Annotated in this window: 13 protein-coding genes and 3 pseudogenes; 11 read left to right on the top strand and 5 right to left on the bottom strand. The window is 68.1% G+C overall.

What is annotated here, in order from left to right; genetic code table 11:
* Positions 1-27 precede the first annotated feature (27 nt).
* From HFP48_RS05595 to HFP48_RS31485, 5 genes and pseudogenes are all read left to right on the top strand, one after another.
* Positions 28-840 carry an SDR family NAD(P)-dependent oxidoreductase gene (locus HFP48_RS05595; protein ID WP_210432806.1) on the top strand — a complete coding sequence of 271 codons (813 nt, stop codon included), beginning with the start codon at positions 28-30 and terminating at the stop codon, positions 838-840.
* A gap of 137 nt (positions 841-977) precedes the next feature.
* On the top strand, positions 978-1,388 hold the full coding sequence (locus HFP48_RS05590) for a RidA family protein (protein WP_168579195.1): 411 nt from the start codon (positions 978-980) through the stop codon (positions 1,386-1,388).
* A 128-nt stretch (positions 1,389-1,516) separates the two neighbouring features.
* Positions 1,517-1,597, top strand: a pseudogene (locus tag HFP48_RS31490) (nitroreductase family deazaflavin-dependent oxidoreductase); the annotation flags it as partial.
* Between the two features lie 310 nt (positions 1,598-1,907).
* Positions 1,908-2,696, top strand: a pseudogene (gene map / locus HFP48_RS05585) (type I methionyl aminopeptidase).
* 69 nt (positions 2,697-2,765) lie between these two features.
* Positions 2,766-3,197, top strand: a pseudogene (locus HFP48_RS31485) (IS1380 family transposase); the annotation flags it as partial.
* Positions 3,198-3,400: 203 nt separating this feature from the next.
* Here HFP48_RS31485 and HFP48_RS05580 read toward each other — a convergent pair.
* Positions 3,401-3,547: a hypothetical protein gene (locus tag HFP48_RS05580; protein ID WP_168579194.1), complete on the bottom strand. Its 147-nt coding sequence runs from the start codon at positions 3,545-3,547 to the stop codon at positions 3,401-3,403.
* 110 nt (positions 3,548-3,657) lie between these two features.
* Positions 3,658-4,539: a LysR substrate-binding domain-containing protein gene (locus HFP48_RS05575; protein WP_168580521.1), complete on the bottom strand. Its 882-nt coding sequence runs from the start codon at positions 4,537-4,539 to the stop codon at positions 3,658-3,660.
* Positions 4,540-4,576: 37 nt separating this feature from the next.
* Between HFP48_RS05575 and HFP48_RS05570 the strand changes: the two genes are divergently transcribed.
* Positions 4,577-5,542: an EamA family transporter gene (locus HFP48_RS05570; protein ID WP_202916655.1), complete on the top strand. Its 966-nt coding sequence runs from the start codon at positions 4,577-4,579 to the stop codon at positions 5,540-5,542.
* Positions 5,539-6,219 carry an NAD(P)H-binding protein gene (locus tag HFP48_RS05565; RefSeq protein ID WP_168579193.1) on the top strand — a complete coding sequence of 227 codons (681 nt, stop codon included), beginning with the start codon at positions 5,539-5,541 and terminating at the stop codon, positions 6,217-6,219. Before HFP48_RS05570 ends, HFP48_RS05565 begins: the two co-directional genes overlap by 4 nt.
* A gap of 35 nt (positions 6,220-6,254) precedes the next feature.
* On the opposite strand, the gene HFP48_RS05560 is transcribed toward HFP48_RS05565, so the two are convergent.
* Positions 6,255-6,734, bottom strand: a complete 480-nt coding sequence (locus HFP48_RS05560) for a hypothetical protein (RefSeq protein WP_006931977.1) — start codon at positions 6,732-6,734, stop codon at positions 6,255-6,257.
* Between the two features lie 230 nt (positions 6,735-6,964).
* Here HFP48_RS05560 and HFP48_RS05555 point away from each other — a divergent pair, with 230 nt between their 5' ends.
* Positions 6,965-8,197, top strand: coding sequence for an aminotransferase class I/II-fold pyridoxal phosphate-dependent enzyme (locus tag HFP48_RS05555; protein ID WP_168579192.1), 1,233 nt, complete (start codon positions 6,965-6,967; stop codon positions 8,195-8,197).
* On the opposite strand, the gene HFP48_RS05550 is transcribed toward HFP48_RS05555, so the two are convergent.
* Complete coding sequence (locus HFP48_RS05550) at positions 8,168-10,309, bottom strand: NAD(+) synthase (protein WP_168579191.1); 2,142 nt, start codon at positions 10,307-10,309, stop codon at positions 8,168-8,170. The genes HFP48_RS05555 and HFP48_RS05550 overlap by 30 nt on opposite strands.
* Positions 10,310-10,511: 202 nt before the next feature.
* Here HFP48_RS05550 and HFP48_RS05545 point away from each other — a divergent pair, with 202 nt between their 5' ends.
* On the top strand, positions 10,512-11,216 hold the full coding sequence (locus HFP48_RS05545) for a GAF and ANTAR domain-containing protein (RefSeq protein WP_168579190.1): 705 nt from the start codon (positions 10,512-10,514) through the stop codon (positions 11,214-11,216).
* A 1-nt stretch (position 11,217) separates the two neighbouring features.
* Here HFP48_RS05545 and HFP48_RS05540 read toward each other — a convergent pair whose 3' ends face one another.
* Entirely contained in the window at positions 11,218-11,964 is a 747-nt protein-coding gene (locus HFP48_RS05540) for a Mut7-C RNAse domain-containing protein (protein WP_168579189.1), read from the bottom strand.
* A 113-nt stretch (positions 11,965-12,077) separates the two neighbouring features.
* On the opposite strand from HFP48_RS05540, the gene HFP48_RS05535 reads away from it, so the two are divergent.
* Positions 12,078-13,154, top strand: a complete 1,077-nt coding sequence (locus tag HFP48_RS05535) for an alkene reductase (RefSeq protein ID WP_168579188.1) — start codon at positions 12,078-12,080, stop codon at positions 13,152-13,154.
* 197 nt (positions 13,155-13,351) lie between these two features.
* Positions 13,352-13,915, top strand: a complete 564-nt coding sequence (gene ahpC, locus HFP48_RS05530) for an alkyl hydroperoxide reductase subunit C (RefSeq protein ID WP_050034622.1) — start codon at positions 13,352-13,354, stop codon at positions 13,913-13,915.
* The last annotated feature ends 57 nt before the right edge of the window (positions 13,916-13,972 follow it).

The following is a 13,972-nucleotide window of genomic DNA, read 5'->3' as shown; positions in this document are numbered from 1 at the left end:
ATCAATGAACCTGAGGAGATTTCGACAATGACGGACAACCTGCCCTTACGTGGGAAGGTCGCGCTGGTCACCGGGGCGGCACGTGGAATAGGCCGCGCCTACGCACTCAGGCTCGCGAAACGCGGGGCTGACGTCGCAGTGGTGGACTTCGATCTGCACTCGTACAAGGACTACCAACTCGAGGCAGCATCGATGCGCGGAGACACGGTGGTCGATGAGATTCGCGAAATCGGGATACGCGCACTAGGTTTCCAGGCGGACGTCACCGATGCGACGACCTTGAACGAGGCAGTTCAACAGATCGTGGGTGAATGGGGCCGACTCGATATCGCGATCTGCAACGCGGGCGGTGGTGTCGGATCGCCTGAGGAGACGCGCGCATCCATTGTCGAGAAGGATCTCGTCGACGTCGTCGTCGCGCGCAACCTCACCGGCACGATCCACACCTGCCAAGCCGTCGCCGTGCCGATGAAGGAGCAGCGATCAGGCAAGATCGTCACCGTCGGCAGCCAGGCGGGCCATCGGATCGAAGACAACGGAGGTTATGCCCACTACGGCGCCGCGAAGGCTGCGGTCGCCAAGTACACCCAGTATCTGGCGCGCGATCTGGGCCCGTTCGGAGTCACAGTGAACTGCGTTGCTCCTGGGTACATCTCGACCGGACGACTCGCTCCAATACTGAGCGCAATGGGAGACGCACAGCTCCTCGATGATGTTCCGCTTGGCCGATACGGTACGCCGGAGGACTGCGCTGGAGTCATCGAGTTCCTCTCGAGCGACCTCAGCGACTACGTCACCGGCGCGATCATCCCGGTCGACGGAGGACTGACATATTCGTAGCCACAGCCCCGCGACCGGTCCCCGTACACATACATATCCAGGGGCTGATATGAACCGTCAGAGAAGTTACTACCTCGGGCACGCACCCCACAGGGACGTAGCGAACGTCCCGGCGTCTCATCCACCAAGGAGTACAAATGTCCATCATTCTTGTGAATCCGGAAGGACTGCCGGAGGTCGATCTATACCGGCAGTTGTCGATAGCCACCGGATCGAAGCTGATCTTCATGGCAGGCCAAGTCTCGGTCAATGTCGACGGCGCCATCGTGGGCGTCGGAGATCTCACCGCTCAGGCTGAACAGTGCTATCTCAACGTCGCCACCGCACTGGCCGCAGCCGGGGCATCCTTCGACGACGTCGCGAAACTGACCGTTTACCTCGTCGACTGGGCCCCCGACAAGATGGGGCAATTCGTGGAAGGCGTTACCCGGGCATCCGCAAAGCTAGGAATTGCTTCTCCACTGCCTCCGCTCACGGGCATTGGTGTCGCAGCACTCGCCGAACCCGAACTCCTCATAGAGGTCGAGGCCACCGCAGTGATCAACTGAACCCACGGAATGGTGCCATGACCCCGGCCCGCGGGACTCATCGGCCACCTGCCGATGAGTCCCGCGGCGAACGTCGGCACGAACGACGGTCTTCCGCGCCGACAGCGGCAATTGTCGTGGCGTGACTGCGCCGCTACCCGGACTTTGCCGACTACGAGAGGAAGGCCGCCGGCATCCGCACCATCCCGGTCCTCGCGCTCGGCCGCGCTTCGCCTCAGTCTGCCGAAGGCGCTGCCACGTTATCGCCCCATGGGGGTGGATACGATTAGTGGGCAATGTGATTCGACGATGTGATGTCAGCACTTGTGCGCATCTCGCTGATGCACGCTTCGCCTCCTGGGCCACCTCGGCGATCGCCTCGAACTTGGCGCAGGTATGCACCCAGGCGCTGACCGGCCGCGAGTTGGGCGGGAGACGCAACATGTCACCGACCTACTCGAAAGCGGTATGAAAATACCGGCCAATCAACTATGGTGGTATTTTAATACCGGTCATCAGGCCGGGTGGAGAGGGATTGCAGTGCTGGAACTGAAGACACCTCGAGAGATCGAAGCGATGCGCGTCACCGGCGCGTTCATCGCCGAGCTGCTCGACGACCTCGCCTACCGGGGCCAGCCAGGGGCGAACCTATTCGACCTCGAACACCGTGCCCGCTAGCTGATCGCCGAACGTGGTGCCCAATCGTGCTACTGGAATTACGCGCCGTCATTCGGGCGAGGTCCGTTCCGCAACGTCATCTGCCTGTCGGTCAACGACGCTGTACTGCATGGGCTGCCGCATGACTATGCGCTGCGTGACGCGGGCCTGCTGAGCATGGATATCGCGGTGTCGATCGAGGGGTGGGTCGCCGATTCGGCGCGGAGTTTGATCGTCGGTGCCCCGCGAGCCGAGGACGAGCGCCTCATCGAAGCCACCGAACGTGCCTTGGCGGCAGGGATTGCCGCAGCGCTGCCCGGCAACCGCTTGGGCGACATCTCCGCTGCGATCGGCGCCGTGGCCGCCGACTTTGGGTACTCGGTCAACGCCGAGTTCGGTGGCCACGGAATCGGGCGCACCATGCACGAAGACCCACACGTCCCCAACATGGGACGTGCGGGACGTGGTCTCGAGCTGCGGCCCGGATTGACCCTTGCACTCGAACCCTGGTTCGCCCGCAGCACCGACAAGATCATCTACGACGATGATGGGTGGACCATCCGCTCAGCCGACGGATCTCGTACCGCTCACAGCGAACACACCATCGCCATCACCGACGGCACGCCCCTCGTGCTGACGTGTTCGGAGCACGTCGCGGCATCCGCACCGTAGTCCGGCACTTCCGAAAACCCGGCCCGGCCATATCAGCATTGCGTCGATTCGAGAGGCTCGTCCGCGCAGCTGTCGACAACTCGTCCGGTGACCGATGCGTCCTTCGACGACTCGAATCCGGTCTCGTGTGCTGGACTGATCCCGTTGGTGACGCCGCCCAGGATGCCGGGTTACGGACCCTGGGCGATGACCCTCTTTCCGTGGCCACGGATACGGGCGCGAACGCGGGCCGCTAGGTGACCTCGCTGGTCGCGGGCATGATCGCCGGCGCTGGACAGCATCGATGACATGGCGCTGCTGCGGCACGGGGCGATGAGCAAGGGGTTCGACCGACCCTATGCGCCCTCGACATCGGGTTCGTTCCTGCGGGCGTTCACCTTCGGGAACATCCGCCAACTCGACGCCGTCGCCACCCAGCAGGCCGCACCTGCGATCGTCGCCCAACGCCTCCGCAAACACTCCCGTGGATCGCCCTGCGGTGCCGCACGCCTGGTCATGGACCGAACTGTTCACCCGAGTCTGCGGACCACCAAATCAGATGGACACCTGACAACCCGGCCAGAGACGGGGCGACCGAAACAAACCCAGTGGACACTCCGACACCCAGGTCGGAAGTTCATTCATATCTGCATGTCGGATCCGCCACCGTATGCCGAATCAGCCTTCAATCACGGTGAGTCGGTGGATCGAGGCTTGCCGGATCATCATTTGCCGACACGCTGAGCCGCCAGGAAGCGCCGTCTTGGCGTCGGGTCGATCGCGAAACGCTCGGCGTAGCGTTCGTGAACTTCCTCCCACACTCCCACGGCATCGACCTCAGTCACCTCGTCCTGCAGAACAGGTGTGGTCATCGCTCCTGACGCAGTTACAGAATCGAGGCTGTATGGCAGAGCAATGTGGGGCGCGGCGTGAGGCGCCGCACCGCGTGGCAAAGGTCGCATCGGAATGGGTTGGAATTCAGTTAATTCGATGCCATCTGAGAGTGCAATGCGTCCAGGAATGCCACCGCGGCGGGCGCGGGGTCGAAGTCGCTCCAGGCGAGGTATTCGACTCGGGTCGGCCCGTCGCTGACGGGCACCTGGACCAGGTTCGGGTTCGAGGGGACGAAGGCGGGGGGCAGCAGTGCAACGGCGAGGCCCTGTTTCACGAGGTCGAGGATCAGATCGGTAGACATCGATTCGAAAGTCACCTCGCGCCGGAGTTCGGCAGCATCGAAGGCCCGGTCGCTCTGTGCGCGCCCCTGCGTCCCGGCGGGAAAATCCGCGAAGGTCTCGTCTGCCAGATCGCGTAGGCGCAGGCGGCGCCGCCCCGACAGTCGATGATCAGCGGCGAGAACGGCAACGAGACGTTCGCGGGCCAACTCGATGAACCGGACACGGTGAGGGGTGGTCGCGTCAGGCAGGCCCAGCACGGCGATGTCGACCTCGCCCGCGCGGATCGCGGTCACGAGTTCGTCGCTGCCGCCGTTTCGAAGCGCGATGCTCACCGCCGGGTGAGCGCGGTGGAATTCGCCCAGCGCAGTGGGAATGTCGATGGCGGTCACGGTGGGGATGACACCGATCGTCAACGGGCCACGGATCTGCCCTACGGTCGCTGCCGCGTCGGCGGCAGCACGCTCGGCGGCCTCCAGACTCGCCCGCGCCGCGGGCAGGAACGCCGCCCCGGCATCAGTGAGCTCGACCCGACGGCTGGTCCGGGCGAACAGCGGCACGCCCAGCTCTTGTTCGAGCGCCTTGATCTGGTGACTGAGCGCCGATTGGACGACGAAGCACTGCTCGGCCGCTCGGGTGAAGTTCTTCTTCTCTGCCACGGCGAGCACATACCTCAGTTGCTGCAACTCCATCCATCTATCGTGCATCGCGATCGTTGTGATGAAAAGCATGTGTTGGACTCATCAACCGAAAGGGCACGACAGTGGTGGGGTGACTACGACGACCACTTCTCCGCCCACGTCACCCGGCCCGGTGACGAATCGTGCGGCGCTCACCGCGGCGACCGCCGTGGCCCCGGTGGTGTGGGGCACGACCTACCTCGTCACCACCGAACTGCTGCCGCCTGACCACCCCCTGTTCGCCGCGCTCATGCGCGCTCTGCCCGCAGGCGCACTCGGCCTCCTGCTCTCCCGCACGCTTCCGCGCGGGGCATGGTGGTGGAAGGCCGCGGTGCTGGGCGCCTTGAACATCGGCCTGTTCTTCCCGCTGCTGTTCCTCGCCGCCGAACGACTGCCCGGCGGAGTGGCCGCCACTCTCGGGGCGACCCAGCCGATCCTCGTCGCCGTCCTCGCCGTGATCGTTCTGTCCGAACGCCTCTCGCTCTGGCGCCTGGGCTGGGGCGTCGTCGGCGTGATCGGGGTGGGGCTGGTGGTGCTGGGCCCCGGAGCGATGTTCGACCCCGCCGGCATCATCGCCGGTCTGGCCGGTGCCGCTGCGATGGGAACCGGCGTCGTTCTCACCAAACGGTGGGGCCGGCCCGAGGAAGTCAGCGCGATCGGCTTCGCAGGTTGGCAGCTCACCGCCGGAGGCCTGGTGCTGCTGGCCCCGACGCTGTTGTTCGAGGGGATTCCCAGCCGAATCGGCGCCCCCGCCGTGGCGGGCTACCTCTGGCTCGGCATCGTCGGCGGGCTTCTCGCCTATTCCCTCTGGTTCAACGGCCTGCGCACCCTGCCGGTCACCGCGACGGCTCTGCTCGGACTGCTCTCCCCACTCGTGGCCGCCGTCCTCGGCGTCGTCGTGGCAGGAGAAACCCTCAGCGCACTCCAACGTGTCGGCTTCGCGTTCGCCCTCGCAGCGCTGGGCGCCGGACAGGTCATCCCTCGTCCCCGTACGAGGAAAGGACTCCCGTCGTGAACATCACCGTCATCGGCGCCACCGGCATGGTCGGCTCGCGCCTCGTCACCGAAGCCGCCGCCCGCGGGCACCGCGTCACCGCCGCCGCCCGGCACCCCGGCACACACCCGGACCCCGCCGTTACTCCCCTCGCCGTCGATGCCGGCGCACCCGGGCAACTCGAGGCCGCACTCGCCGACGTCCACGCCGCGATCCTCGCCGTCCGTGCGGCTCCCGGCCAGGAGCAGACGATCGCACCGCTGACCACCGCAGTTCTGGACGCGGCAGGCCGGGCCGGCGCCCGTCTACTCGTCATCGGCGGGGCCGGGCCCTTACGCTCACCGCACAAGGGCGACCTGTCGGTCATCGACGATCCGAACTATGTGCCGATCGAATGGCGAGCGATCGCCGACGCCAGCGCCACCCAACTCCGCACCTGCGTCCAGCACCCGAACCACCGCTGGACCTATCTCAGCCCGCCCGCGATCCTCGAACCCGGTACCCGCACCGGCACGTACCGCCGGGGAACCACCACCCTGCTCACCGAGCCGGACGGCACCTCCCGCATCACCGCCGAGGACCTCGCCGTGGCCGCCCTGGACGAAATCGAGCGCCCCGGCACCGACCGGCACTTCACCGTTGCGCAGAACTCCACTGTTCACGCCGCCACATCAACGTCAGGGGTCAGGAGGGGCTGACAGCCCCGATTTACGGCGCGCGCACTCTTCAACCGTCATCGGCGGTGCCGGCGCGCCGCCGACGAGTCCGCCCAGTGCTCCCACGCCGACTGACGCGTCATCCCCACCAGCTCCCCCACCTGCGCCCACGAGGCACCCTCGGCGCGCAGGCGCCGTACCCCCTCGTCCACCACTTCGGTCAGGGCCTGCTGTTCGGCCGCCAACCGGTCGAGCTGCTCGAGCGCATCGAGCACCGCCGCCTTCGCCGACACCCGATAGATGTGGCGCACCCACTCCTCCTCGAGCTTTTCCCGCGTCAGGCGCCCCGGACGCAACGCCTCGCCCGAACCGACCCGCACCGCCGTGCTGCCCAGCCAGTCACAATGCAGACACTCCGCCCGCCACGCGCACGCCCCCACCGCAACCCCGCCGGCGATCGGCACCGGCCGCCCCGCCTCGTCCTCGATCCGGATCGTGCCGACATACGGCCCCTCCCCGGGTACCAGCAACTCCCACTCCGGCAACCGCCTCGCCATGTCGTCAGGCTCCACCCATCACGCAGGCGCCGTCAACCACACCCCGTGCCAGGTGCTGCGCGACGGGCACGGCAGGCAGGCGCTTTCGAACGTCGATCGACCACTCGCGGAGTCCACGGGCAGCTGCGGACGAAGGCGGATCGGATTTCGGGTTCGCTTCCGTCCGGTACGCGGCACGGGCACACTCACTGCATGGACTGCTCGGGGGACCCCCGTTCCGGGACCGTCCGATGACCGGATTGCCTCCGGCATCGGAGGCCCGGTATCCCGGATTCGACGATATCGAGATCGGCGATCTCGTCCGTCGCACCGGGGTCAAGTGGGCACGTGCCGTCCGCGCGGGCGCCCTGCCGGCCTGGGTGGCCGACATGGACTTCCCGATCGCCCCCGAGATCCGGGACGCGCTGTGCAAGTCGGCCCGGTCGGGAGAACTCGGCTACCCCGATTGGCTCGGCGGTACCCCGCTGCGTGCGGAGTTCGCCCGGCGGATGCAGTCCCGATACGGATGGACGGTCGACCCCGCCGACGTCCGGGAGCAGACCGATCTCATCCAGGCCCTGCAACTGATCCTGCACCTGCACACCGAGCGCGGCGACGCCGTCGTGATCCAGACTCCGAACTACCCGCCGTTCCTCGCCACCATCGCGGCCATGGGCCGCAGGACGGTCGAATTCCCGTTCGCCGACACACAGGACGGGTGGCGGCTCGACTTCGAGACGCTCAGGGCGTCGCTCGCCGCCGAGCGCCCGAAAGTGCTCGTCCTGGTCGATCCGCACAACCCGACCGGACGCGTCCACACCCGTTCCGAACTCACCCGCATCGCCGAACTGGCCGTCGAGTTCGACCTTCTCGTCGTCAGCGACGAGATTCATGCGGAGCTGATCTACGCGCCGCACCGGCACATCCCGTTCGCGTCGATCAGTCCGGAGGCGGCAGCTCGGACGATCACCGTCACGTCGGCCGGAAAGGCCTTCAACATCGCCGGACTGCGCTGCGCCGTCGCGCACTACGGGTCGAAGCAGTTGCTCGCCGTGCGGGACGGCGAACCGCCCGACCTGTACGGAACCGTATCGACCCCGGCGGTGCTCGGCACACTGGCCGCATGGCAACGCTGCCAGAGCTGGCAGGACACGCTGCTCCGAGTGCTCGACCGCAACCGGCGACGTGTCGACACGGTCCTGCGCGAGCACCTGCCGGAAGCCCGCCACCATCTGCCGGAAGCCACCTACCTCAGCTGGGTCGATGTCTCGGCCGCACCCGTCGACGATCCGATCCGCCGGATCCGGGACCTCGGCCGGGTGCTGGTCGACGGCGGCAGACCCTTCGGAAGCGCGGCAGCGGGATTCGTGCGGATCAACTTCGCCACGTCGGCGGCTGTCCTCGAGCACATCCTCGACGGCATCTCGGCGGCGATGCGCGGGCGACGAGCCGTCTCACCGCTGACGGAGTTCCTCGGAACCTGATCCGCCCCGGTCCTCCGGCACCTCCCGATCGAGTTCGTCGAGCCAGATGCGCGCGGACGCGTCGGAGGGCGCACGCCAGTCCCCGCGCGGTGAGAGGGACCCCCCGGCGGCGACCTTCGGCCCGTTCGGCATCGCGGACCGCTTGAACTGGCTGAAGGCGAAGAACCGCTGGACGAACACACCCAGCCACCGCCGGATCTCGGGCAGGTCGTACTCGCGGCGGGCGTGCCCGGGATGGCCGGACGGCCACTCCCCGGCGCCGGCCTCGTGCCAGGCCTGCCATGCGAGGTAGGCGATCTTCGACGGCCGGAACCCGAAGCGCAGCACCTGGAACAGGAAGAAGTCGTGCAGGTCGTAGGGACCGATCGTGGCCTGGGTGCTCTGCGGCGTCTCCCCCTCCTCGACGGGGACGAGCTCGGGACTGATCTCGGTGCCCAGCACGGCCTCGAGGGTGGCGCCGACCTCGTCGTCGAATTGCCCGGACGAGACGACCCAGCGGATCAGATGCTGGATGAGCGTCTTCGGCACCCCGGCGTTGACGTTGTAGTGCGACATCTGGTCCCCGACGCCGTACGTGGACCAGCCCAGCGCGATCTCCGACAGGTCGCCCGTCCCGAGCACCAGGCCGCCGCGCTGGTTCGCGGCCCGGAACAGATAGTCGGTGCGCAGCCCGGCCTGGATGTTCTCGAACGTGATGTCGTAGACCCGCTCGCCGCGCGCAAACGGGTGACCCAGGTCCTCCAGCATCACGCGCGCGGCACGGGTGATGTCGATTTCCTCGAGCGTCACCCCGAGCGAGTGGCACAGCCGGCGGGCGTTCTCCCGGGTCCGGTCACTCGTCGCGAACCCCGGGAGGGTGAAGGCGAGCACGTCCTCGCGCGGACGGCCGAGGCGGTCCATCGCCTTGACGGCGACGATGAGCGCGTGCGTGGAGTCCAGTCCGCCCGACACGCCGATCACGACCTTCGGACCGCCCAGCGTCGGACCACTCAGCGCACGCAGGCGCTGCTCGAGCCCGGCGACCTGGATGTTGTACGCCTCGTAGCAGTCGTGCTCGAGGCGGGCCGGATCGGACGGCACGAAGGGGTATCGCTCCACCCGGCGCCGCAGCCCGATGTCGGTGAGCGGAGGCGCGAGGGTGAACGCGATACGGCGGAACGCGTCGAGGCGGGCCGCGTGATGACGCCGATTGTCGTCGAAGGTGCCCATGCGGGTGCGCTCGTTGCGCAACAGTTCGAGGTCGACGTCGGCCACCGCGTGCTGTTCGCCGCGCGGGAACCGCTCGGTCTCGGCGAGCAGCATCCCGTTCTCGTGCACCATCGCCTGCCCGTCCCAGGACAGGTCGGTGGTGGACTCCCCCGATCCCGCCGCGCAGTACACGTAGGCGGCCAGGCACCGCGACGACGCCGAGCGAGCCAGCAGGTGACGGTCCTCGGCGCGGCCGACGGTGATCGGGCTGCCCGACAGGTTCGCCAGCACCGTCGCGCCGGCCAGGGCGGCCTCCGCGCTGGGCGGGATGGGGACCCACATGTCCTCGCAGATCTCCACGTGGAGCACCAGGCCGGGAACGTCGGTGGCCTCGAACAGCAGATCGGGACCGAACGGTGCGTCGTGACCGGCGACCCGGACCGTGCCGCTCGCATCGTCCCCCGGCGCGATCTGCCGGCGCTCGTAGAACTCCCGATACGTCGGCAGATACGACTTGGGGGCGACCCCCAGGACCCGGCCACGGTGCACGACCGCGACGGCGTTGTAGATCCGGTGCCGGTGCCGCAGCGGCAGGCCCACCAGAAGGACGGGCAGCAGGCCGGCCGAGCCGGCGACGATCTCCGCCAGCGCCCGCTCGGCCGCCTCCAGCACGGTGTCCTGCATCGACAGGTCCTCGACCGAGTACCCGGTCAACGTCATCTCGGGAAACACCGCCAGCCCGACCCCGTCGTCATGGCAGACCCGGGCGGCCCGCAGCACCGCCGCCGCGTTGGCCGCCGGATCGACGATCGTCGTCGGCGTCGCGCAGGCCGCGACCCGCAGGAAGCCGTGGTGGTAGCTGGACCGGAACTCGGGTCTCGCCGCGGGGACGGGGACGTCCCGAGCGCCGGCTTCGTCGGTCATCGCGCTGCCTCCTTCTCCGTCGCCCGCGCCCTCGCGGCGCCCGGATCGCGTGATCGAATCCTAGGGATCCGGCCGCTCGACGCCACTCGGCGACGTCGAGCGGTCCGGATCCGGACTTTCGCGGCATCATCTCGGCATTTCGGGGAACACTCAGTACAGACGACGGAATCCGGGGCCCGTCCGCGCGGTACAGGGGGTAGTGATGGCCTACCGGCACCAGGAATTCGTCGCCGCGCTGTCGAAGTTCGCGCAGCGCCTCCTCACCCCGTACGAGGTCGACGCCGCCCTCGACGCAGTCGTCCGCAAGGTGACCACCGTGCTCGAGCTGTCGGGAGCGGGAGTGACTCTGCACGTCGACGGCCGGCTCCGGTTCGTCACCGCCGCCGGCGAACAGATCGAGGCGATGGAGCGGTGCCAGGAGCGATTCGCCGCCGGACCGTGCGCGCACGCCTTCGCCCATGGCGAGACCATCGCCGTCTCCGATGTGCGCCGCCGCGACGATCTGTGGCCGGAGTTCGCCGCCGAGGCGCGACGGCGGGAGATCGCCGCCGTCGCCGGTGTCCCGATGCAGCTCGGCGAGGTCAAGATCGGCGCCCTGGACCTCTACTGCCGCGAGCCCCGGGAATGGGCCGACGACGAGCTCGCCGCCGCGCAGGTGTTCGCCGACATGGCCACCGGCTACATCGTCAACTCGGACAAGCTGCGCCAGCAGGAGCAGCTCTCCGCGCAACTGCAGACCGCGCTCGACACCCGCATCGTCGTCGAGCAGGCCAAGGGCATCACCGCCCAGGCCCGCGGCGTCACGCCGGCCGCGGCGTTCGAGCTGATCCGCGCCTACGCGCGCCGTCATCAGGCGCCGGTGCGCGCCGTCGCGCAGGCGATCGTCGACGTCGGGTTGCGCATCTGAGTCAGACCTCCGCCGCGATCTCCCGGACGAGGGCGACCAGCTTCCCGTGATGCGACCCGGCCCAGTAGATGCGGCCGCAGTCCGTGCACCGGGAGAACTCGTCGTAGAAGCGGCGGGTGAGCGGCTCGAGCCGATCGAGGACCTCGTCCTTGGGCACCGGGTCGAGCCGGCCGTTGCAGCGCAGGCACCGGGTGAGCGGGGCGAACCGCGCCGCGAGATCGAGCCGGCGGACGACCTCGACGATCTGCTCGAGCGGGCGGTCGGCGTGCACGAACAGCCCGTGGGTGACCTCCCGGCGCTCGAGCAGTCCGCGGTCGCGGGTCAGCAGGATCCGCTGATCCGCACGCCCGATCCTCGCCAGCTCCGCGTCGTCCATGTCGGACGTCCAGATCACGTCGAACCCCAGCAACCGGAGCAGGCGCGCCAACCGGCCCAGGTTGACGTCGACCACGAACCGGGGGTCACGCAGGGGAACCGGGCGCAGCCGGGTGATCGGCTCGATGTCGAGCGCCTCGAACAAGGGATAGACCGCTATGCGAGCGCCCGAGCGCGGCCGGTACGCGAAATCCACCGGCTCGCCGTCGACCACGATCAGATCGACCTCGGTGTGCGGTATGCCCATCGCCTCGACGACGTCCTTGACCGTCTGATGGGCACGGAACGGCCGCCGCACCGCGATGCCCCGCGACTCGGGCGCCACGAAGTCGTTCAGCTCGGCGTACGCCCGGACCTCGACGTGGCCGGTCATCGGACCATCTTCGCGCGCAGCATGACCCGGCACAACCGTCGCGGCGGGCGTGACGCCGGTCGCAGTCGGTCACGTTCGGGAATCGCGGGTACGCCAGCCCGGTTGCGCCCGACATGGATTTGTTTACACCTGTCACCCTCGGAGACCTCGAACTCGCCAATCGCGTTGTCATGGCCCCACTGACCCGGCTGCGGTCCGGCGCCTCCGGCGTCCCCGGAGACCTGGTGGTCGAGCACTACCGGCAGCGGGCGAGTGCCGGGCTGATCATCGCCGAGGGCACCTATGTGAACCACGAATCGCAGGCCTTCGTCGGCCAGCCGGGGATCGTCACCGGCGAGCAGGTGGCCGGCTGGCGGCGGGTGGCCGAGGCGGTGCACGACCGCGGCGGCCGCATCGTGCTGCAGGTGATGCACGGCGGCCGGGTCACGCACCCCGACGTGAACGGCGGCCGGCGGGTCGTCGCCCCGAGCGCGATCGCGATCGACGGTGTGGGGCACACGGAGAAGGGCAAGCAGCCGTACCCGGTGCCGCACGCGCTGACCACGGAGGAGGCGCGGGCGATCATCGGGGACTTCGTCGCCGCGGCCCGCCGGGCGATCGAGGCCGGGCTGGACGGCGTGGAGATCCACAGCGCCAACGGCTACCTGCTGCACGAATTCCTCTCCCCGGCCGCCAATCAGCGCGCCGATGAGTACGGCGGTTCGCCGCAGAACCGGGCCCGTTTCGTCGTGGAGGTGGTCACGGCGGTGGCATCGGCCGTCGGCGCCGGCCGGGTCGGGCTGCGGATCTCGCCGGAGCACAACATCCAGGACGCCTACGAAACCGACCGGAACGACGTCCTGGCCACCTACGGCACCCTGCTCGAGCAGGTGCGCCCGCTGAATCTGGCCTACCTGTCCGTGCTGCACGCGGACCCGGCCGGTGAGTTGGTGCAGGAGCTGCGCCGGCGTTTCGGCGGCAGGCTGATCGCCAACAGCGGCTTCGCGTCGCCGACCACCCGTGCGGAGGCGGTGCAGCTGATCGAGGCCGCCCATGCCGACGCCGTGGCGGTGGGCCGGGCGCTCATCGCCAATCCCGATCTGGTCGAGCGCTGGCACGGCGAGCACCCGGAGAACGAGCTGCGGCCGGCGTTGTTCTACTCGCCGGGCGCCGAGGGCTACACCGACTACCCGTTCCTGCAGGCGGGCTGAGCCTCACGGCTGCGCCGGCTCCGCTCGGCAGCGGAGAGAACAACTCTCGCCGTCTTCATGGTGCGGGACGGGCGCGACCAATCATACCGATAGATGCAGACTATCAATCGAATCAGACCGGTCGATTGGCATTATCTATCGAAAGTCGTTAGTGTTCACAACGTCAGAAACCCATATCGACCGAACAGAGGTTCAACGTGGCCCTGATCAACAAGCAGATCAAGCCCTTCTCCGCGACCGCCTACCAGGAGGGCGGCTTCGTCTCCGTGTCCGACGAGGACATCAAGGGCAAGTGGGCGATCTTCTTCTTCTACCCGGCCGACTTCACCTTCGTCTGCCCGACGGAGCTCGGCGACCTGGCCGACCACTACGAGGAGCTGCAGAAGCTCGGCGTCGAGGTCTTCTCGGTCTCCACCGACACCCACTTCACGCACAAGGCGTGGCACGACTCGTCCGAGACCATCGGCAAGATCAAGTACGCCATGATCGGCGACCCGACCCTGCAGATCAGCACCAACTTCGAGGTGCTGCGTGAGAACGAGGGCCTGGCCGACCGCGGCACCTTCCTCGTCGACCCGGACGGCATCATCCAGTTCACCGAGGTCACCGCGGAGGGCATCGGCCGCAACGCCGCCGAACTCGTCCGCAAGGTCAAGGCCGCCCAGTACGTCCGGTCGCACCCGGGCGAGGTCTGCCCGGCCAAGTGGGAAGAGGGCGACGACACCCTCGCCCCGTCGCTGGACCTCGTGGGCAAGATCTGACGCACCCGGATTCGACACCCCGGTAGTGCGGCGCGGGGTCCGGTCCGCCGGACCCCG

Origin of the sequence: Rhodococcus sp. DMU1, assembly GCF_012272955.1 — a bacterium.
In the GTDB taxonomy this organism is placed as follows: domain Bacteria; phylum Actinomycetota; class Actinomycetes; order Mycobacteriales; family Mycobacteriaceae; genus Rhodococcus; species Rhodococcus aetherivorans.
This window is presented reverse-complemented; position numbering and strand designations above follow the sequence as displayed.

Excerpts from the sequence above, each read along its gene's own strand:
- HFP48_RS05595 (WP_210432806.1), top strand. The coding sequence starts at position 28 with ATGACGGACAACCTGCCCTTACGTGGGAAGGTCGCGCTGGTCACCGGG.
- HFP48_RS05590 (WP_168579195.1), top strand. The coding sequence starts at position 978 with ATGTCCATCATTCTTGTGAATCCGGAAGGACTGCCGGAGGTCGATCTA.
- HFP48_RS05580 (WP_168579194.1), bottom strand. The coding sequence starts at position 3,547 with ATGACCACACCTGTTCTGCAGGACGAGGTGACTGAGGTCGATGCCGTG.
- HFP48_RS05575 (WP_168580521.1), bottom strand. The coding sequence starts at position 4,539 with ATGGAGTTGCAGCAACTGAGGTATGTGCTCGCCGTGGCAGAGAAGAAG.
- HFP48_RS05570 (WP_202916655.1), top strand. The coding sequence starts at position 4,577 with ATGTGTTGGACTCATCAACCGAAAGGGCACGACAGTGGTGGGGTGACT.
- HFP48_RS05560 (WP_006931977.1), bottom strand. The coding sequence starts at position 6,734 with ATGGCGAGGCGGTTGCCGGAGTGGGAGTTGCTGGTACCCGGGGAGGGG.
- HFP48_RS05555 (WP_168579192.1), top strand. The coding sequence starts at position 6,965 with ATGACCGGATTGCCTCCGGCATCGGAGGCCCGGTATCCCGGATTCGAC.
- HFP48_RS05550 (WP_168579191.1), bottom strand. The coding sequence starts at position 10,309 with ATGACCGACGAAGCCGGCGCTCGGGACGTCCCCGTCCCCGCGGCGAGA.
- HFP48_RS05545 (WP_168579190.1), top strand. The coding sequence starts at position 10,512 with ATGGCCTACCGGCACCAGGAATTCGTCGCCGCGCTGTCGAAGTTCGCG.
- HFP48_RS05540 (WP_168579189.1), bottom strand. The coding sequence starts at position 11,964 with ATGACCGGCCACGTCGAGGTCCGGGCGTACGCCGAGCTGAACGACTTC.
- HFP48_RS05535 (WP_168579188.1), top strand. The coding sequence starts at position 12,078 with ATGGATTTGTTTACACCTGTCACCCTCGGAGACCTCGAACTCGCCAAT.